This window comes from Streptacidiphilus neutrinimicus (genome assembly GCF_000787815.1).
Lineage (GTDB): Bacteria > Actinomycetota > Actinomycetes > Streptomycetales > Streptomycetaceae > Streptacidiphilus > Streptacidiphilus neutrinimicus.
On the sequence record NZ_BBPO01000034.1, the window covers coordinates 70,185 to 88,899 of the forward strand.

Here is an 18,715-nt window from a genome sequence, read left to right on the forward strand (position 1 = left end):
CCTGGCCGTCGCGCTGCTGGCCGCCACCGGCGGCACGGTGGACGCGCTCGTGCCGTTCTACGCCATCGGGGTGTTCACCGGATTCTCGATGGCCGGCTACGGCATGACGAAGCACCACCTGAACCACCGCACCCCCGGCTGGCGTCGGCGTCTGGTCATCAACCTGTCGGCGGGCATCCTGTCGACCCTGGTCGTCGCCATCTTCGCCGTCGCCAAGTTCACCGAGGGCGCCTGGCTCGTCGTGATCGTCTTCCCGCTGCTGGTCTTCACTCTCATCCGGGTCAACCGCGAGTACCGCGCCGAGGCGACCATCCTGGACGAGGTCCGCGGCAGCCCGGCCGAGCAGACCAACTACTCCCACCGGCGCTTGTTCGTCCTCGTCAACAGCGTCGACCTGGCCGTCCTGGAGGCTCTGCGCTACGCCAACAGTCTGCGCCTGAACGACATCCGAGCCGTTCACTTCATGATCGACGCAGCGCACGCCGAACGGCTGCGCAGCCGCTGGGACCACCTGGGCCTCGAGGTCCCGCTCACCATCATCGACTGCCCCGACCGCCGCCTGGTGCGGGCGGTCGGCCAGTTCACCCTCCAGGCCTGCGGCGACCGCGGCGACACCGGCGTCACCGTCGTCCTGCCACGACGCAGCTACGCGCCGCTGCTCGGCCGACTCCTCCACGACCGGACCGCCGACAAGATCGCCCGGGTCGTCAACCGCATCCCCCACGCCGCCGCCACGATCATCCCCTACGACGTGCAGGAACAGATCCGGCAACGCTTCCCCGACCTGCCCGAGGAACGTCTCACCCGCGCCTACGAACGCCTGCTCGCGCGCCTGGCCGGTTCCACGCCGCCAGCCGTCGCCGAGCACGAGGAACCGCATCCCGAACCCGGCGCCACCCCCATCGCCCGCGCGGTCGCGGGCCGCGAGGTCACCGTCGAAGGGCGCCTCCAGGAGATCACCGACGCCCAGGACGGGGACCGGCACACCCTCCAGGGCACCGTCGCGGACGACTCCGGCACCCTGACCATCCACTTCCACACGCTCCACCCGGACCTGGAGGCGGGCCAACTGCTCCGCATCACCGGGACCCCCCGCCGGACCCGCTCCGGCGAACCGCTGGCCATGACCGACCCCACCTTCCGCGTCGTCGAGAGCCCCGACCCCGAGAACCCGTGACGGCTCGTCGGGCCGGGCGCGGCACCCAGTGGCGTGGCCGGAAAGTGGGGAGCACCCCGGGCCGGCGGCCCGGGGTCAGCCCTCACGCGTGCCGACTGTCCGCGCTGCGGCGGCCCTGGAGGCGGTACAGCCAGCCGGGTCGGCTTCCGGGGGCCCCGGCCTCGCCGCTCGGCGCGGCGGAGGCGGCAGGGGCGGCTGCCTTCGCTTGGGCCTTGGCCGCTTCGGCGCGGGCCTCGGCGGCCTCGGCGCGCGCCCGCGCGGCCTGCTCCTGCGCCTCCTTGTGCTGCTCGGTGACCCTGTCGCGCTCGCGGCGGGCGGCCGCCGCCTGCTTGCGGGACTCCCGCACGTCAGCCCGTGCCAGGCGGCCGAGACGCGACCGGTGGCGCGCGCCTGCGATCAGCATGCCCAGCCCGAGGACGGCCAGGGCGCCGACCGCGATGCCGAACAGGAACAGCTTGCTGCTTGAGCCGGTCAGTTGGTAGCCGAATACCGAGAAGCCGCCGCCGAGGCCGTGGGCCGAACCGGTGTTGCTCACCGCTCCGGCGACCCCGACGACGACTGCGGCTATCAGGATGACGAGACCAACCAGGATCACGATGCCTCCCGCTTCCCGTGGACGAGGGCCGGGGGCGTCCTCCCCCGGTGCCGCTGGGCGTCTGCCCAGCCTCCCCGTCGCCATGCGCGCGGGGAGCGAGGAGCGCGCACCAGAGTCCCGGGAACACGACGGCGGATGACTGCCCGTCACGGTCCTGTGCGGACGACCCTCGCCCGCACAGGACCCTAGGATGGCGGCGCGAGCAGGCCGTCCGGCCGCCGCGTCCACCGTCCACCGTCCACCGTGCACCGTCCACCGTCCACCGGAGAGAAGCCCCGATGTCCCAGCGGCCCGCCGTTCACCTGGCCATCCCGGTCGACGACCTGCCCGCCGCCCGCCTCTTCTACGGGCAGGTGCTGGGCCTGCCCGAGGGCCGCAGCACCGACCACTGGGTGGACTGGGACTTCGAGGGACACCAACTGGTCACCCACCTCGTGCCGAGCGCGCCGCAACCGGTCGGCAACAGCCAGGTCGAACGCCACAGCGTGCCGATCCCGCACTTCGGTCTGCTCCTGACCGAAGAGCGCTTCCACGCGTACGCCCAGCGGCTGCGCTCCGCCGGGGTGCGGTTCGACATCGAGCCGTACCTCCGCTTCGCCGGAGAGCCCGCCGAGCAGTGGACCATGTTCTTCCGCGACCCGGCGGGCAACGCCCTGGAGTTCAAGTCCTTCCGCGACGAGTCGATGGTGTTCGCTCGATGAGGGGAATCCTGGTGACCGGCGGCTCGCGCGGCATCGGCCGGGCCGTCGCGCTGGCCTTCGCCCGCGGCGGCGACCGGGTCGCGGTGCAGTACGCGGGCGCCCGCGCGGACGCCGAGGAGACCGTGCGGCAGCTGCCGGGCGAGGGGCACGCGCTGGTCCAGGCCGACCTGGGCGAGCCCGGCGCGGCCGAGCAGGTCGTGGCCGACGCCGTCGCCGCGCTGGGCGCCGTGGACGTGCTGGTGAACAACGCCGCCGTGGCCCCCACGGCGGAGACCCGCCACCCGATCGCGCAGACCCCGCTGGCGGACTGGCAGCGGATCTGGCGACGCATGGTCGAGGTCAACCTCCTCGGCGCGGCCGATCTGAGCTGGGCCGTGGCGAACCACCTCGTGGGCCGCGGCGCCGGCGGCGCGATCGTGAACATCGGCTCACGCGGCGCGTTCCGGGGCGAACCCGACTTCCCCGCCTACGGCGCGACGAAGGCCGCCCTGCACACGCTCGGCCAGTCGCTCGCGGTGGCCCTCGCCCCGCACGGCATCGCGGTCACCTCTGTCGCTCCCGGCTTCGTGGCCACGGAGCGGCAGGCCGCGAAGCTCTCCGGCCCGGACGGCGAACGCCTCCGCGCGGAAAGCCCGTTCGGCAGAGTCGGCACCCCGGAGGAGATCGCCGCCGCCGTGCAGTTCCTGGCGTCTCCCGCCGCGCTCTGGGCCTCCGGCACCGTCGTCGACCTCAACGGCGCCTCCTACCTGCGGACCTGATCCGCCCGGCGACTTCGCCTGCTCATGGGCGTCGGACAGGTTGCCCGGACGAGCGGTCTGCAGGACGGCCTGGACGGCCCGGGGCCGGCCTGGGCCTGACGAGGCGGAGGCCACCCGCCCGCAGGTGGCGCCCGCGGTGGCCTCCCGCAGTGACCGGTTGTGTGGTTTGCGTGAGGCTCTTCCTCTGGACTTGCATGACAGCGAGCCGATAGGCGACGGTTACCGAGGACATACGTCACCTAGCGTCAGGAAGGTGGTGAGGTGCGCGGGCTGCGTGCCTCCACTTTTGGCTACTTCCCGCAGTTCCTCCGCCCGACCGTCCGCCGCCGACCTCAGAACTGGTGCGACGTGGGGTGATGCCCCCTACCCTGTGCTGGTCGTCGACCGGTACGGGGACCTGGTCCTGGTCAACGAGGCCGGGCGGCGACTGCTGCCCGCGGCCGAAGGCGGCGGGCGGCTGTGGGAGCACGTGCCCTCCTGGCTGTCCGACGCCCACCAGGCCCTCCTCGAGAGGGGCTCCCTCGCGGAGGGCGGCGATGTCGGCGGACAGCGGACGGGGGTGCGGTCCGTGGCGGCAGGGCTGATCGACGATCGTTTCTTCGAGGCGCATCCGACGGGGGGCGACGACGGCGGCGTGGTCTGGTGGCTGGTCGACGCGACCGACCGGCGGCTGGCCGAGACCGCCCTGCGGGACGCCCAGGCACGCTCCGAGATCCTGTCCAAGGCGTCCACCGCGCTGCTGTCCACCCTGAACGTGCAGCGCTGCATGGAGGTGTCCGCTTCCATGGCCGCCCAGCACCTGGCGGAGGCCGCCGTCCTGGTCGCGCCGCCCCAGGGCCGACGCTCGTCGGTCACCTACGCGTGCCAGGGCGGTCCCGTCACCCAGACCACGCAGCGGATCGAGGTGTCCGGCGTGCCGGGCCTCGCCGAGGCGCTGCAGGGCTTCCCGCCCGTCCCGGCCCGCTGGATCGATCCCGGTGACCTCCCCGACTGGGTGATCCCGGACGATTTCTCGGGCACGGTCGGCTCGGTGATCGTGACACCTCTGCCCGGCCACGGCGTGCCCGCCGGGGCGCTGATCCTGCTGCGTTCCAGCACCGAGCGGGCGTTCACGGAGGGCGAGGAGGTGTTCGCCCGCCTCTTCGCCGCCCGGGCCGGGGCCGCCCTGTCGGCGGCCCGCCTGTACTCCGAGCAGGCCTCGATCACCGCGACCCTGATGCGGGATCTGCTGCCTCCCACCCTGCGCAACGTCAACGGCGTGGAGTACGCGGGCAACTACCGGGCCGCGAAGGACCATGAGCGGGTCGGCGGCGACTTCTACGACATCCATCCCGGCGCCGACAGCTCGCAGGAGACCCTCGTCGTCCTCGGCGACGTCGCGGGGAAGGGCCTGGACGCCGCCGTGCTCACCGGCAAGATCCGCAACACCCTGCACGCGCTGCTGCCGCTGGCGGGCGATCACGAGCGCGTGCTGCGACTCCTCAACGGGGCACTCCTCAGTTCGCACCACACCCGCTTCGCGACGCTCGTGCTCGCTTCCGTGCGCAGCACCGCCGACGGGACGCAGCTGCGGCTGACGAGCGCCGGGCACCTGCCGCCGCTGATCGTGCGCGCCGACGGCACCGTGGAGGAGGCGGCCACCCGGGGCACCCTGGTCGGGGCCCTGCCGTCGGTCACCGCGGAGACGGTGCTGACGGTGCTCGGCCCTGGCGAGACCTGCCTTCTCTACACCGACGGTCTCACCGAGGCCCGCGGCGGTCCGCTCGGGGACGAGTTCTTCGGCGAGCACCGCCTTCAGCGCGCCCTCGCCGAGTGCGCGGGCATGCCCGCGGAGGCGATCGTGGAGCGCGTGCAGATGCTGGCCTCGCAGTGGATCGGCTCCGGGCACCACGACGACATGGCGGCGGTGGCCATCAGCGCCCCGAGAGCGGGCCTGCCCGGCCGCGCCACCGGGCACCGCGACGTCCCGGTCTCCGTGAACGCGAGGAATCCCCAGTGAGTCACTCCCCCGCTCCAGCCGACCTGGTGGAGCGCCTGTGGCGGGCCGTGGTCGAGGGTGACGAGAGCGCGGCGGCCGCCACCGTGCTCGACGCCCTGGCCGACGGCACGACAAAGGAGACGCTGCTGCTGGAGGTCATCGCCCCCGTGCAGGAGCGGGTCGGCGTCGAGTGGGCCGCGAACCGCATCACCGTGGCACAGGAGCACGGCGCGACAGCGATCAACGAGCGGGTCATCGCCCTGCTCGCCCACCGCTCCGACGGCGCGCCGCACAGCGCCCACCGGGGGCGGGTCACCGTCTGCTGCGTGGACGGGGAGTGGCACGCCATGCCGGCCCGCCTCGTCGCGGAGGTCCTCGCCCTCAACGGCTGGCGGGTCGACTACCTGGGCGCTCAGACCCCGACCGCACACCTGATCGCGCACCTGCACGGCACCAACCCCGACGCCGTCCTGCTGTCCGGCTCGATCCCGACCCACCTGCCCACCGCCCACGCCGCCATCTCCGCCTGCAGGGCCACCGGCGTCCCCGTCCTGGCGGGCGGACGCGCCTTCGGACGGGACGGCCGCTACGCCCGGGCCCTTCGCGCAGACCGGTGGGCGGCCGACGCCCGCGGCGCCGTCGCCGTCCTGGACGCACGCATCCCACGGCCGGACGTGTCCGCCACCCGCCTCGCGGTGGACGACCTGCCGCACCTGGCCGACCAGGAGTACACGCTGGTCGTGCAGTCCCGCGCCACGCTCGTCAAGCACACGCTGGTCGACCTGGAGAACCGCTTCCCCGCGATGCGCGGTTACAGCGACGTCCAGCGCGAGCGCACGGCCGAGGACCTCGCCCACATCGTCGACTTCCTGGCCACCGCCCTCTACGTCGACGACCCCGACCTCTTCACCGGCTTCCTCACCTGGACCGCCGACATCCTCCAGGCCCGCCACGTCCCGCCCCACTCACTGGTGGCCGGCCTCGACGCTCTCGCCCAGGAGCTGCGCGACTTCCCCCGCAGCCTGGGCCTGATCCGGCACGGCACCCTGGCCCTTCGTCGGCACGCCGGCGTCCCCGACGCCCGCTCCGGCTCCCTCCCCGACCCCGATTCCGAACTCGGCATCCGCGCATGACCGACGTGCCGCCCACCGAACTGACCCTCACCGTCCGCCGGGACCACGCCACCATGATCGTGCGGGTCTGCGGGGAGCTCGACTTCGACACCTGCGGCGGCCTCACCGAGACGGTCACGGCGCAGCTGACGGACGACCAGGACCCGCCGACCCACGTCCGGTTGGACTTCAGCGGTCTGACCTGTATCGACTCCTCCGGCCTGTCGGCCCTGCTCATGGTCCACCGCCGCACCAGCGCCCTCGGCGCGACCCTCTACCTGGACAACCAGCCGCCGGCGATGCGACGCATGCTGGAGCTCACCAACGTGCTGAACCATCTCACCGCGCCGCCGGGGAACGTGAGCAACGGCCCGGCAGAAGCGTGATCCTCGACGGACGACGCCGGAAACGCGCCCGGGGATCGGCGCAATCTTGACGTCCCAATCCGCGTAGACCGTCCCAAACGGGTACGGTCGAGGTAACCGGCCGTGGATCCACTGTGGATCTGGCCGGGCCTGCCGACCGCCGTCGTCGCGCTTCCGGGAGCCGCCCGCCCGCCCGTCTTCGGTGCCGCCCCCTTGTCTTTCGGTGGTGGCCAGTGGGGTGGAGAGGATCGGCCATGAAGTCCTCGATGCGCACATCTGCCGACGGCCGGGCCGCGCCGTGGATCGTTTCGGTGGACACCCGGGACGTCGGCGGCGCCGTGCTGTGCCGGATCGCCGGCGAGGTGGACGCGGACGACGCACCCATCGCGGAGAAGGCGCTGCTGGACGCCCTGCACCGGGCGCGTCCCTCGCGGCAGCTGTGGGTCGAACTGTCGGGCGTGCGCTTCTTCAGCGCGGCTGGCCTGAACGCGTTGCTGCGGCTGCGCCAGGCGGCCGCCGACCAGGGCTCGCCGCTCGTGCTGATCGCGCCCGCAGAGCCGGTCCGCCGGGTGCTGAAGCTGGCCCGCGCTGGTAGCTGCTTCCAGTTCGCGGGGCTCGGCGAGGCGGCAGCCGCCTGAGAGCCGCCGGGCGACCTCCGCGGGGGCCCACCCCCGATACCGCATCGACGCCCGCAGGTCGGCGCCCCGGCAGGGTCGGCCGGGGCCTCAGCCCAGGTCGTATCCGGTGACCGCCCCGGCGAGGCTGCGCAACGCGCGGACGACCTCGGCGCGGGTGCGGCGGCCGGCCAGGATGTCCATCTGGGAGCCGTCCTGTGTCAGGGCGCTGTCGAGCTGCCGCTGGCTCCGGGTCGCGCAGGCAGCGCGGCCGGTACTGGAACATCAGGCCATGAAGCGGCCTGTCCGTCCGCTCCTCCCGCTGGGTCGCCCCTTGACTGCCCCGAGCCCGGCTCACCCCGGGAGGCGGGGGCTGAGGGTCCCTTTGCGACGCATGACCGCCGGACCACAAGGGGAGACGCTGCCCATGAACGAGCGGACAGCGGACACCCCAGGGCGCTCCCTCCCGGGCGCCCGAAGGCCGACAGCGTCTTTCCCCGCGGCGCCGACCTCGGCCACCGGGAGAACGGGATCGCCCTCCGATACCGGGGGGAGGCCGCTGTGAGCGCACCGGAGACGGACCGACCCGTCATGCCCGCACAGCAGGTGCGCCGGCTGTCGCTGCGCGGTGTTCCGGGGCCGGTCGGTCGGGCTCGGGACTTCACCCGCCAGGTTCTCGCCGACGGGCGCTGGCAGGCGGATGACGCGTCGGCGGGCGAGGCCGTCGAGGACCGTCCTCCTGGTGGTGTCCGAGCTCGTCGCCAACGCCGCCGAGCACGGTGGTGGGGCTACCGAGATCGCCGTCGTGCTCGACGGACGCCGGGTGACGGTGTCGGTCGCCGACGCCGAGCCGCGGCCGCCCGCGCCCCGTCCCGCCGAGCCGTCCCTTCCGGGTGGCCACGGGCTGCACGTCGTCGAACTCCTTGCCCTGGCCTGGGGCGCCGTGCCAGGCCCCCGCGGAAAGACGGTGTGGGCCGACTTCCACCGCTAAGGCCGCACCCTGGGCTTTACGAGGCGGCGGCCCGGGAGGCCGGAGGCCGGGGGGAACGACTCCGATCGTCTGAAGCCCGCCGGGACTGCGCCTGTGCGTCCTCGCTCCCCCGCTCCGCTCCCGGCTCGCGACCCGGGGGGAGCAGAACGCCGCTACCACCCCTCGGATCCCGGAGCCCCCTTGAACGGCCCCCGGATCCGCGAGGTGATCCAGCCCCCGTAGAAGTCACCGGGTTGCGGCCGCACGGGTTCCCCGTCGACCGTGCACCGGTCCACCCGCTCCGGGTAGAAGGCAACAGCGCCGGTCAGCGCCCGGAAGTCCGGTGACGGCGAGGGATAACCCCAGGCCGCCCTCCGGCTGACCAGGTCCGCGACAACCGCGTCCCAGTAGACGGCCCGGCCCTTCCACTCGCACCACGACTGTCCCGCGCCGCGGTGCAGGACACCGGCGACGACGTCGGCCGCGGGCACGTAGTAGACGGGCGGGTGGCTGGTCTCGAGGACCCGGAAGGTCCGGGTCGAGTCGGCGATGACGACGCCGGCGAAGACCACGGTCACCCGGCTGCGGCTGGGAACCAGCACCGGCGGGCGGGGATAGTCCCACACGCATTCGATCCCGAGGTCGTCGAAGTCCACGCCGGGCGTCCTACAGGCGAGGCGCGGGCCGCGCCGGAGCCGACAGGGCGTGCGCCGGTCGCGCGGGTGCGGCCTGTTCGGGGTGGCGGGCGCGCCAGTACGGGTTGTCGTGCGGCAGTTTCATGCTGATGCGCCCGTACATGCCGAAGGTGGCGATGATCAGGCCCATGATGAAGCTGAACAGCACGTTGACCATGCGGAACGCCAGGAAGTTCGCGCTGCTCTGCAGCAGGCCGAGGTTGACGAAGCCGCTGAGTACGAACAGGGCGCCGACCACGATGTTGATCGTCGACGCCGTGTTGCCGCCGATCACGGCGCCGGCGATCAGGACCGCCGCGAACACCAGCGAGACCACGCTGAGCAGGCCGTTGCTGGAGAGCCCTGCCACGCGTTCGCCCTGCGTGCCGAAGAACGCCAGACCGTTGGCCAACCCCAGGCATCCGAACACCAGCAGCGCGACCCCGCACAGCCCGGCCCCGTACCGGTAGACCTGCGCCAGCCGGTGGTCCACCGGCAGTTCGTCCTTGAGCTTCATCGCGTCCTCCCGATCAGTGGGACTGCTCTGAGGTTCCACGCTCGGCGAGGGTCCCGGCACGGGCGATGCGCATCGCTTTCGCAGCGTCCCGTCGGAGGGCAGCGGGGTGCGGGAGCGAGCCGCCCCGCTCTTGCAGGCGTAGGTGCGCGGTCGCGGGGCAGATGCCTGGGACCGGGGGCCCGTATGCGGCAAGGGAGGTGACCCCCGTGGCCAGGAACGACAGGAACGAGCGCGCCGGCGCTCTCGCGCAGCTCGCCCAGGAACTGCCCCTCGACCGGCTCCGCGGACAGGCGGAGCACTGGATCGCCGCCGCGGGCGAGCGGGTGGTGTCCGTGGCGGAGGAGCACGCCGACCAGCTCGTGGAACGCCTCACCCAGTTCGCCGAGGACCCCGCGAGCCCCGGCCTGATGGCGGCGGTCAGCGGGGGGACGGCACTGGCCCAGGGGAAGTCGCCGCTGCGGGCGGCGGTGAACGCGGGAGGGACGCTGCTCAAGGAGAAGATCAAAAGCCTCTTCGGCGGTGGGGGCGGCGCGAGCAAGCTGAAGCTGACCAACATCGTCGAGTCCATCGACGTGGGGGCTCCGCTGCGGGTGGTCTACGACCAGTGGACGCAGTTCGGCTCCTTTCCCGGCTTCATGAAGAAGGTGGAAAGCGTCGAGCACGAGTCCGACGAGAAGGCCACGTGGAAGGCGCAGGTCCTGTGGTCCCATCGGACCTGGCGGGCGACCATCACCGAGCAGGTGGCCGACCAGCACGTCGTCTGGCGCTCCACCGGCGCCAAGGGCCACGTGGACGGAGCCGTCACGTTCCATGCGCTCACGCCGAACCTCACCCGCGTGCTCGTGGTCCTCGAGTACCACCCCAAGGGGCTCTTCGAGAAGACCGGGAACCTGTGGCGTGCCCAGGGCCGACGCGTCCGACTGGAGCTCAAGCACTTCCGCCGCCACGTCATGACCCGGACGCTCTCGGAGCGCGAGCAGATCGAGGGATGGCGCGGGGAGATCAGGGACGGCGAAGTCGTGACCACGCACCAGGAGGCGCTGGAGGAGGAGTGACCCGCCTCGGCGCGAGTGCACTCCTGCCTGCCTTCTGGACGTCGCCCGCGCGGCTCATGTCCCGAGGGCTTCCTCCACGGTCGACGCGGTGCCGAAGACGGCGTCCGCCCCGGTCATGCGCAGCACGCGCACGGTGGCACGACTGGGGGCGACGAGAATCAGCGGGCGATGGTGCTCGGAAGCGTTGCGGCGCGCGCGCAGCAGGGCGTTGAGCCCGCTGGAGTCGCAGAAGCTGATCTCCGCACAGTCGAGGACGACGGGGCCGGGATACTCGGCCACGACATGCTGAAGCGTGGTCAGGAGCTCGGGGGCGGTGTCGTAGTCGAGCTCACCGATGACCCGCACGGCGGTGCCGCGGGGGTGCTGGATCAGGTCGATGTGAAGACGCTGAGGGGTGGCCGGGGGCGGCTGCTGCATGATGTCTTTCTGCTTCGTGTCCTGGGGGACGTCGGGCCCGGGTGTCAGAGTTCCGAGGGGATGTGGACGCCGATGAGGCAGGTGTCGTCGTCGGTGTCCGAGCGGCTGTGGGCCAGCAGATGGTCGAGCTGGTCGGACAGGGACTTGTCGCGCGGGTAGGCGGTGTCGGCCAGTGTGCCGATCAGGTCGTCCTGTCCGATGTCGTCCTTGCGTTCGATCAGGCCGTCCGTGAACAGCAGCAGTGATTCGCCGGGGTTCAGCGTGAGCTGCTGCTCCGTGTAGGAGGCGTCGGGCAGAGCGCCGAGGAGGATCCCCGGACCGCTGGTCAGTTGGCGTGGCGGGTCCTGCGACAACAGGATGGGCGGCAGGTGGCCGGCGCGTGCCCAGCACAGGGTGCGGGTCGCGGGATCGAAGATGCCGCAGATGGCGGTGGCCGTCACGTTGTCGGTCAGGTGGAAGGCGACGTTGTTCAGCCAGGCCAGGAGCTGGGCGGGGCCGGCCCCGGTGGCGGCCAGTCCGCGCAGGGCGTTGCGCAGGGCGACCATGCCGGTGGCGGCGCCGATGCCGTGGCCCGCGACATCGCCGACGGCGATCAGGACGGTGCCGCCCGGCAGTTCGACGGTGTCGTACCAGTCGCCGCCGACCGCGTGGTCCTGGCTCGCCGGCCGGTAGCGCACGGCGATGTCCAGCCCCCGGACCTGGGTGGTCTGGGGCGTGGCGGGCATGATGGCGTGCTGCAGCTGGCGGGTGAGCCGTGCCTGCTCGGAGACGTGCGCCTGGGTCTGGGCGAGCTGGTCGCGGGTCGCGTCGAGGGCGACCTCGGTCCAGTGGTGCGCGGAGACGTCCTGGCACGCCCCGCGGACGGCCACGAGTTCGTCGCCGTGCAGCACGGGCTCCGCGGTGATCCTCACATGGCGGATCACGAAGTCGCTGCGCCGCACCCGCAGCGCCACCGAGGCGGCTTTGTGGTAGCGGGTGACGGTCGTCCGGAACGCGTCGAAGCTGTCCCGGTCGTCCTCGTGGACGCGCTCGCGCAGCTCGGCCAGCGGCAGGGGCGGCGTGCCCTCCTGGTTGCCGAACAGGTCGTAGAGCTCCTGGTTCCAGGTGGTCCGGCCGCTGGCGAGGTCGTCCTCGAACCCGCCGATGCGGCCGAGCCGTTGGGCGTGCTGCAGCAGGGAGCCCAGGCGCTGGGCGTTCTCGTCCTGGAGACGCCAGGTCACCAGGACGTGATCGTTGATGCGGCTCACGCCCAGCTGCGCCTCGGTGGTGACCTTGACCGTCCCGACCTGGGTGTGCAGCGGGAAGTCCTCGGAGCGGTAGGGCTCGCCCGTGGCGAGGACGTGCTCGACCTTCTCCCACAGGCCGCCCGGCCGGGTGAACGCCGGATAGGTCTGCCGCAAGCCGCGGCGCACCACGCAGGTGGCGGGGCGTCCGGCGAGATCCTGGAAACGGTCGTTGGTGTAGGCGATGGTGAAGTCGCTGAGCTGGCCGCGGGCGTCGAAGGCGGGCGTGAGCACCATGACCGGGTCCGGCAGGCTGTCGGCCAGCCGGGTGACGTCCGTGTCGGGGACCGCGGCGTGAGCGGCGCTCAGGGGCTGCGTGTCCAGGGTGAGGGTGTGGGCCGCGAGGTCGGCCAGCGCGTTCAGGCTGCGCTCCAGGTGCGCGTCACGATCGGGCGGCTCCAGCCAGCAGACCTCCAGGGCGCCCACGATCTGACCGCCGAGGTAGGCGGGCGCGGCCGCTCGCGAAGTGTGGCAGGGCCGCCCGCTGGGCACCGGTTCCTGCGCCGAAGACCAGGCCACCGCGGCCCCGGCGACCGCCCGCCGGGCGACCGTGTCGGGGGTCCCCGCGGTGGTGCGCGGCTGCGCGGCGGGCAGGGCGTCGGCCGGGAACCCGGCTTGCCCCGCCAGGTGCAGGGTGCCGTCGCTCGCCTGCGCCCATACCGCGACGGCATGGGCGCCGAGCGGGTGCAGGGCGTTGTCCAGCAGAGCCTGCGCGGCCTGGTGGCCCTCGACGCCGTACGCAGGCACGTCGCCGCCGGGGGCCGACGCGCCGGCAGGGCCCTGGTGGGGGGCGTGCGCGAGCAGGTCGGCGGCCGTCTGCAGAATGCCGGTGCCGGCCGTCTCGGCCATCTCGTCCAGCTGGGCGCGTGCGCGGGCGACATTCAGACGGCCACGCTCCATCAGGATGCCGACGGCGCAGTCGACCATGGCCCGGGCGTCCGCGGTCTCGCTGGGGAGCGGCAGGGCGGCGCGGACGCGCTGCACCGCGCTTTCCAGTCGGCCGATGCCCGGCCCGGCGCTGCCGGACACCACGCCCCGCCGTCCCGGTGACCGGTCGTCAGCCCGATCCGCAGGCAGCATGTCCCGCCCACCGGCGGTCTCGCGGCTGCTCACAGGCCCAGCACCTCCTCGATGGCGGCGAGCAGCGCGGCGGCGTCGACGGGCTTGGTGATGTACGCGTCCGCCCCGGCCGCCATGCTCTTGTCGCGGTCTCCGGGCATGGCCTTGGCGGTGACGGCGATGACCGGCAGGGTCGCGTACTGCGGCATGGCGCGGATCGCGGCCGTCGCCTCGTAGCCGTCCATCTCCGGCATCATCACGTCCATCAGGACCAGGGCGGTCTCGGGGTGCGCCGACAGGGTCTCCAGGCCGGTGCGGCCGTTGTCGGCGTGCAGCACCCGCATGCCCTGGAGCTCCAGGATCTGGGTGATCGCGAACACGTTGCGCACGTCGTCGTCGACGACCAGGACGGTCCGGTCGGCCAGGCGCTCGTCGACCTCGATCGACACCGCGGTGCTCCGGGTGGTGCTGGGGACCGGAGCGGGGGCCTGGGCGGCCAGCCGTTCGCGGATGCGGGCCCGCAGCTCGTCCAGGCTCGCGGTCACGTCCACGGGGCGCTGACCGGCCTGGTCCTTGAGCCTCTTGTCGTCGACCGCGGAGAGCGAGTGCGCGTGGACGAGCAGGGGGATGTCCCGCAGCGCGTGGTCCTCGTCCAGGGCCTGGAGGAACCGCCAGACCTGCGGGTCGGCGGCGTCGAGCTCCACCACGATGCAGTGCTGCTGGTCCAGCGCGAGGACGGCCGCCGCCTCGGTGACCTGGGAGACGTTGCTGACCCGGACGGGGCTGCCGTTCGGGTCGGCCGCGGCGAGGTCGGCGACCGCGCTCTCGGCCACCAGCGTCACCAGGCCCCGGGTCTCCTTCTCCAGGACCAGCAGACGGCGCTCCGAGGCGTGAACCAGGTGGCCCTCCGCGGGCAGCGTGACGGCGCTGTCCTCGTCGTGCTCGATCAGGCCGATGTCGTCCGTGGCCGGGTGACGCGCGGGAAGGAACAGGGTGAAACTGCTCCCCTCTCCGACGCGGCTGGCGACGGTGATGACGCCGCCGAGCAGCTGTGCCATCTCCCGGCTGATGGACAGGCCGAGCCCGGTGCCCCCGTAGCGGCGGCTGGTGGTGCCGTCGGCCTGCTGGAAGGCCTCGAAGATGACGCTCAGCTGCTCGTCGGAGATGCCGATGCCGGTGTCGGCGACCTCGAACGCGACCACTGGGCCGCGCCCGCGCAGGCCCGGGGGCACCTCCTCCTCGACGGGACTGGAGATGCGCAGGTCCACCCGGCCGGACTCGGTGAACTTCACCGCGTTGGACAGCAGGTTCCGCAGCACCTGACGCAACCGGGACTCGTCGGTGATCAGCGTCCCCGGGGCGCCGGGAGCGACGTGGACGCGGAACTCCAGGGCCTTCCCACTGGTCAGGGGCCTGAAGCTGGCCTCGACGTAGTCCGTCAGCGCCCGCAGGGCCGTCCGCTCGAGGCTCAGGTCCATCTTGCCCGCCTCGACCTTGGACAGGTCCAAGATGTCGTTGATCAGCTGCAGCAGGTCAGAACCGGCGGAGTGGATGATCCCGGCGTACTCGACCTGCTTGGGCGTCAGGTTGCGGCCGGGGTTCTGGGCCAGCAGCTGCGCCAGGATCAGCAGGCTGTTGAGCGGGGTGCGCAGCTCGTGGCTCATGTTGGCCAGGAACTCCGACTTGTACTTCGAGGCGATCGAAAGCTGCTGCGCGCGCTGCTCGAGCTCCTGCCGCGCCTGCTCGATCTGCAGGTTCTTGGCCTCGATGTCCTTGTTCTGCGAGGCCAGCAGCGCGGCCTTCTCCTCCAGTTCCGCATTCGACCGCTGCAGCTCGTCCTGCCGGGCCTGCAACTGGCCCGACTGGTCCTGCAGTTCGGTGGCGAGTCGCTGCGACTCCGCCAGCAGCTCGTCGGTGCGGGCGTTGGCCAGGATGGAGTTGAGGTTCACCCCGACCGTCTCCGTGAGCTGCTGGAGGAAGTCCCGGTGCACCGCGGTGAACTCGGTCACCGAGCCGAGCTCGACCACCCCGAGGACCTGGTCCTCCATCACCAGCGGCAGCACGATCAGCGCCTTGGGCGTGGTGGAGCCCATACCGGAGGAGATGGGCGCGTAGTCGTCGGGCAGGGCGTCGACCACGATGGTGCGCTTGCTCCGCGCCGCCTGGCCGACCAGCGACTGGCCCATCGCGTAGGAAGGCCTGTCGGTCTCCGCGCGGCCGTAGGAGCCGATCATGCGCAACTGCGCCTGGTCGGTGCCGTCCTCGGTGAGGTAGAACGCGCCGTACTGGGCCTCCACCAGCGGGGTCAGCTCGTCCATGAGCAGTTCGGCGACCACGGGCAGGTCGCGCTGCCCCTGCATCAGGGCGGCCAGGCGGGCCAGGTTGGTCTTGAGCCAGTCCTGGTCGTTGTTGGCGCGGGTCGTCTCGCGCAGCGAGTGCACCATCGCGTTGATGTTGTTCTTGAGGTCGGCGACCTCGCCGGAGGCGTCCACGGCGATCGAGCGGGTCAGGTCGCCCTGGGCCACGGCGCTGGTGACCTCGGCGATGGCCCGCACCTGCCGGGTGAGGTTCCCGGCGAGCTCGTTGACGTTCTCGGTCAGCCGCTTCCAGGTGCCGGAGACGCCCTCGACCTCGGCCTGGCCGCCGAGGCGGCCCTCGCTGCCGACCTCGCGCGCCACGCGGGTGACCTCCGCGGCGAACGAGGACAGCTGGTCGACCATCGTGTTGATGGTCGTCTTGAGCTCCAGGATCTCGCCCCGGGCGTCGACGTCGATCTTGCGGGTCAGGTCGCCCTGGGCGACGGCCGTGGTGACCTGGGCGATGTTGCGGACCTGGTTGGTCAGGTTCGTCGCCATCGAGTTGACGTTGTCGGTGAGGTCCTTCCAGGTGCCGGCGACGTTGGGGACGCGCGCCTGGCCGCCCAGCTGTCCTTCGGTGCCGACCTCGCGGGCCACCCGGGTGACCTCGTCCGCGAACGCGGAGAGGGTGTCGACCATCAGGTTGATCACGCCCGCCAGCGCCGCGACCTCGCCGCGGGCCTCGATGGTGACCTTCTGCGACAGGTCGCCCTTGGCGACGGCGGTGGCGACGTGGGCGATGTTGCGGACCTGGTTGGTCAGGTTGGACGCCATCACGTTGACGTTGTCCGTCAGGTCCTTCCACGTGCCCGACACGCCCCGCACGGTGGCCTGCCCGCCGAGGTTGCCCTCGGTGCCGACGTCACGGGCGACGCGGGTGACCTCGTCGGCGAACGCCGAGAGCTGGTCGACCATCGTGTTGATGGTCTCCTTCAGCTCCAGGATCTCCCCGCGCGCGTCGACGCGGATCTTCTGCGTCAGGTCCCCGAGCGCGACCGCGGTGGTCACCTCGGCGATGGAACGGACCTGGGCGGTGAGGTTGTCCGCCATGACGTTGACGGACTGCGTCAGGTCCTTCCAGGTGCCCGACACGCCCACCACGTCGGCCTGGCCGCCGAGCCGGCCCTCGGTGCCGACCTCCAGGGCGACCCGGGTGACCTCGTCGGCGAACGAGGACAGCTGGTCGACCATCGTGTTGATGGTCGTCTTGAGCTCCAGGATCTCGCCCCGGGCGGCGACATCGATCTTGCGGGTGAGGTCGCCGCGCGCGACGGCCGTGGCGACCTGGGCGATCGCGCGCACCTGGCCGGTGAGGTTCCCGGCCATGAAGTTGACCGAGTCCGTCAGGTCCCGCCACACCCCCGCGACGCCGGAGACCTCGGCCTGGCCGCCGAGCTTTCCTTCGGTGCCGACCTCCAGGGCGACGCGGGTGACCTCGGCGGCGAAGGAGGAGAGCTGGTCGACCATGGTGTTGACGGTGTTCTTCAGCTCCAGGATCTCGCCCCGGGCGTCGACCTGGATCTTCTGTGACAGGTCGCCCTTGGCGACCGCCGTGGTGACCTGCGCGATGTTGCGGACCTGGTCGGTGAGGTTCCCGGCCATGAAGTTGACCGAGTCCGTCAGGTCCCGCCACACCCCCGCGACGCCCGGAACGTCCGCCTGGCCGCCGAGCCGTCCTTCGGTGCCCACCTCGCGGGCGACGCGAGTGACCTCGTCGGCGAAGGAGGAGAGCTGGTCGACCATCGTGTTGACGGTGTTCTTCAGCTCCAGGATCTCGCCCCGGGCGTCCACGTCGATCTTCTGCGAGAGGTCGCCCGTGGCCACCGCCGTCGCCACCTGCGCGATGTCGCGCACCTGGGTGGTGAGGTTCCCGGCCATCGCGTTGACCGACTCGGTCAGGTCCTTCCACGTCCCGGAGACGCCCGGGACCTCCGCCTGGCCGCCGAGCCGTCCCTCGGTGCCCACCTCGCGCGCCACCCGGGTGACCTCGGAGGTGAACAGCGACAGCTGGTCGACCATGCCGTTGAACACGGCGGCGATCTCCCCGAGCAACCCCTCGTCGTCCTCCGGCAGCCGGGTGCTGAAGTCACCATCCCGCACCGCCGTCAGACCCGCCAGCAACTGTCCCAGCCCCGGAGCACCCGCCTCGGCTGCCTCCTGATTGCGCCGCCCCGCGTCCCTGCCCGCCACCACGGTCACCGAACCTCTCCGCACGAAACACGAAACCCGCGCACACTACGAACGGCCCAAGAGTAGAGGCAATTCGACCCCCGCATGGTCGCCAGGGGAGCACGGATCGGCGCCCCGTTCGTCGACGCAGCAGGCGCTCTCGCGGATCTGGAATTTCGGTGAATGAAATCTCTTGAAGCGGGTAGACGCGTGTGTTCGCCGGTCGGTCAGCGCACCGGGCGGCGTCCGCCTGCGCGAAGCCGCAGGACGCCGACGACAAGCGCGACCAGGAACAGCGCGACGCCGATGACCAGCAGGTACAGCAGCCCCTTGGCGACGGCCCCGACGATGCCGAGCACGATCGCGGCGATGACGAGCAGCAGCATCCAGACCATGTCCGTGTCTCCTTCGCAAGGTGCGCTCGCCGGCCGAGGGGGGTGACGTCGGTCGCAGTCTTCCTCGGCCGCGGGCGCCTCCCGCGCAGCCGAGGAAGAGTCCGAGAACCCGGCGCCCAGGCGTGTCCGACCGCTTTGAAGCCGCATGTGCCCCGGAACGCAGGCGACATGCGTGGCGTGTCGATCGTCGCCGTCGCACGGCCCGTCCCGAACGAGCTCGAAAGTGCCATGCATGCCGCAGCCCTGTCAGGGCACGCGCTGCGTATCGGAACCACAGCGACGGAGGTCGAGATGAGCATGGGTGACAAGGCCGAGAACACCGGCGACAAGCTCAAGGGCAAGGCCAAGGAGGCCGCCGGTTCCGCGGTGGGGAACGAGCGCCTCAAGACCGAGGGCAAGGCCGACCAGGCCGCCGCCGACGTCAAGCAGGCCGGCGAGAAGGTCAAGGACGCGGCCAAGGACGCGTTCAAGCGCTGATCCCCAGCGCGCCAGCGGGGGCGGTGTGGCCATGGCCACACC

The 18,715-nt window shown here is 72.1% G+C and carries 16 protein-coding genes and 1 pseudogene; 10 read left to right on the forward strand and 7 right to left on the reverse strand.

Annotated features, from left to right (window positions below; genetic code table 11):
* A pseudogene (locus TR48_RS21750) lies at positions 1-1,177 on the forward strand (DNA-binding protein); the annotation flags it as partial.
* An 82-nt stretch (positions 1,178-1,259) separates the two neighbouring features.
* Here the strand turns inward: TR48_RS21750 and TR48_RS39090 are convergent.
* Positions 1,260-1,772, reverse strand: a complete 513-nt coding sequence (locus tag TR48_RS39090; RefSeq protein ID WP_052442864.1) for a hypothetical protein — start codon at positions 1,770-1,772, stop codon at positions 1,260-1,262.
* 278 nt (positions 1,773-2,050) lie between these two features.
* On the opposite strand from TR48_RS39090, the gene TR48_RS21760 reads away from it, so the two are divergent.
* The 7 genes from TR48_RS21760 to TR48_RS45690 all read left to right on the forward strand — a co-directional run bounded on the left by TR48_RS21760 (position 2,051) and on the right by TR48_RS45690 (position 8,291).
* A complete protein-coding gene (locus TR48_RS21760; protein WP_042369914.1) occupies positions 2,051-2,473 on the forward strand; it encodes a VOC family protein in 423 nt (140 codons plus the stop codon).
* Positions 2,470-3,231 (forward strand): SDR family NAD(P)-dependent oxidoreductase, encoded by a 762-nt coding sequence (locus tag TR48_RS21765; protein ID WP_042369916.1) that lies wholly within the window; start codon positions 2,470-2,472, stop codon positions 3,229-3,231. The genes TR48_RS21760 and TR48_RS21765 overlap by 4 nt, the downstream gene beginning before the upstream one ends.
* Before the next feature lie 370 nt (positions 3,232-3,601).
* A complete protein-coding gene (locus tag TR48_RS21770; protein WP_042369918.1) occupies positions 3,602-5,230 on the forward strand; it encodes a PP2C family protein-serine/threonine phosphatase in 1,629 nt (542 codons plus the stop codon).
* The gene (locus TR48_RS21775) at positions 5,227-6,342 is read left to right on the forward strand and encodes a cobalamin B12-binding domain-containing protein (RefSeq protein WP_042369921.1); all 1,116 of its coding nucleotides are present in this window, start codon (positions 5,227-5,229) and stop codon (positions 6,340-6,342) included. Before TR48_RS21770 ends, TR48_RS21775 begins: the two co-directional genes overlap by 4 nt.
* Positions 6,339-6,707 carry an STAS domain-containing protein gene (locus TR48_RS21780; protein WP_042369923.1) on the forward strand — a complete coding sequence of 123 codons (369 nt, stop codon included), beginning with the start codon at positions 6,339-6,341 and terminating at the stop codon, positions 6,705-6,707. The genes TR48_RS21775 and TR48_RS21780 overlap by 4 nt, the downstream gene beginning before the upstream one ends.
* Positions 6,708-6,952: 245 nt before the next feature.
* On the forward strand, positions 6,953-7,324 hold the full coding sequence (locus TR48_RS39095) for an STAS domain-containing protein (RefSeq protein WP_161789880.1): 372 nt from the start codon (positions 6,953-6,955) through the stop codon (positions 7,322-7,324).
* Between the two features lie 718 nt (positions 7,325-8,042).
* Positions 8,043-8,291, forward strand: a complete 249-nt coding sequence (locus TR48_RS45690) for an ATP-binding protein (RefSeq protein WP_236652260.1) — start codon at positions 8,043-8,045, stop codon at positions 8,289-8,291.
* 152 nt (positions 8,292-8,443) lie between these two features.
* On the opposite strand, the gene TR48_RS21800 is transcribed toward TR48_RS45690, so the two are convergent.
* Together TR48_RS21800 and TR48_RS21805 are read right to left on the reverse strand one after the other, a co-directional pair.
* Positions 8,444-8,926, reverse strand: a complete 483-nt coding sequence (locus TR48_RS21800; protein ID WP_042369925.1) for a DUF427 domain-containing protein — start codon at positions 8,924-8,926, stop codon at positions 8,444-8,446.
* A 10-nt stretch (positions 8,927-8,936) separates the two neighbouring features.
* A complete protein-coding gene (locus tag TR48_RS21805; protein ID WP_042369928.1) occupies positions 8,937-9,461 on the reverse strand; it encodes a DUF4383 domain-containing protein in 525 nt (174 codons plus the stop codon).
* Between the two features lie 206 nt (positions 9,462-9,667).
* Here TR48_RS21805 and TR48_RS21810 point away from each other — a divergent pair, with 206 nt between their 5' ends.
* Positions 9,668-10,516 carry an SRPBCC family protein gene (locus TR48_RS21810; RefSeq protein WP_042369984.1) on the forward strand — a complete coding sequence of 283 codons (849 nt, stop codon included), beginning with the start codon at positions 9,668-9,670 and terminating at the stop codon, positions 10,514-10,516.
* Positions 10,517-10,570: 54 nt separating this feature from the next.
* On the opposite strand, the gene TR48_RS21815 is transcribed toward TR48_RS21810, so the two are convergent.
* The 4 genes from TR48_RS21815 to TR48_RS44440 all read right to left on the reverse strand — a co-directional run bounded on the left by TR48_RS21815 (position 10,571) and on the right by TR48_RS44440 (position 18,196).
* Positions 10,571-10,933, reverse strand: coding sequence for an STAS domain-containing protein (locus TR48_RS21815; protein WP_052442867.1), 363 nt, complete (start codon positions 10,931-10,933; stop codon positions 10,571-10,573).
* A 44-nt stretch (positions 10,934-10,977) separates the two neighbouring features.
* On the reverse strand, positions 10,978-13,248 hold the full coding sequence (locus tag TR48_RS21820; protein WP_042369987.1) for a PP2C family protein-serine/threonine phosphatase: 2,271 nt from the start codon (positions 13,246-13,248) through the stop codon (positions 10,978-10,980).
* 77 nt (positions 13,249-13,325) lie between these two features.
* The gene (locus tag TR48_RS21825) at positions 13,326-17,831 is read right to left on the reverse strand and encodes a hybrid sensor histidine kinase/response regulator (RefSeq protein ID WP_161789881.1); all 4,506 of its coding nucleotides are present in this window, start codon (positions 17,829-17,831) and stop codon (positions 13,326-13,328) included.
* A gap of 197 nt (positions 17,832-18,028) precedes the next feature.
* Positions 18,029-18,196, reverse strand: a complete 168-nt coding sequence (locus TR48_RS44440; RefSeq protein WP_170183549.1) for a hypothetical protein — start codon at positions 18,194-18,196, stop codon at positions 18,029-18,031.
* A gap of 291 nt (positions 18,197-18,487) precedes the next feature.
* Between TR48_RS44440 and TR48_RS21830 the strand changes: the two genes are divergently transcribed.
* Positions 18,488-18,673 carry a CsbD family protein gene (locus tag TR48_RS21830; protein ID WP_042369990.1) on the forward strand — a complete coding sequence of 62 codons (186 nt, stop codon included), beginning with the start codon at positions 18,488-18,490 and terminating at the stop codon, positions 18,671-18,673.
* Positions 18,674-18,715: the final 42 nt, after the last annotated feature.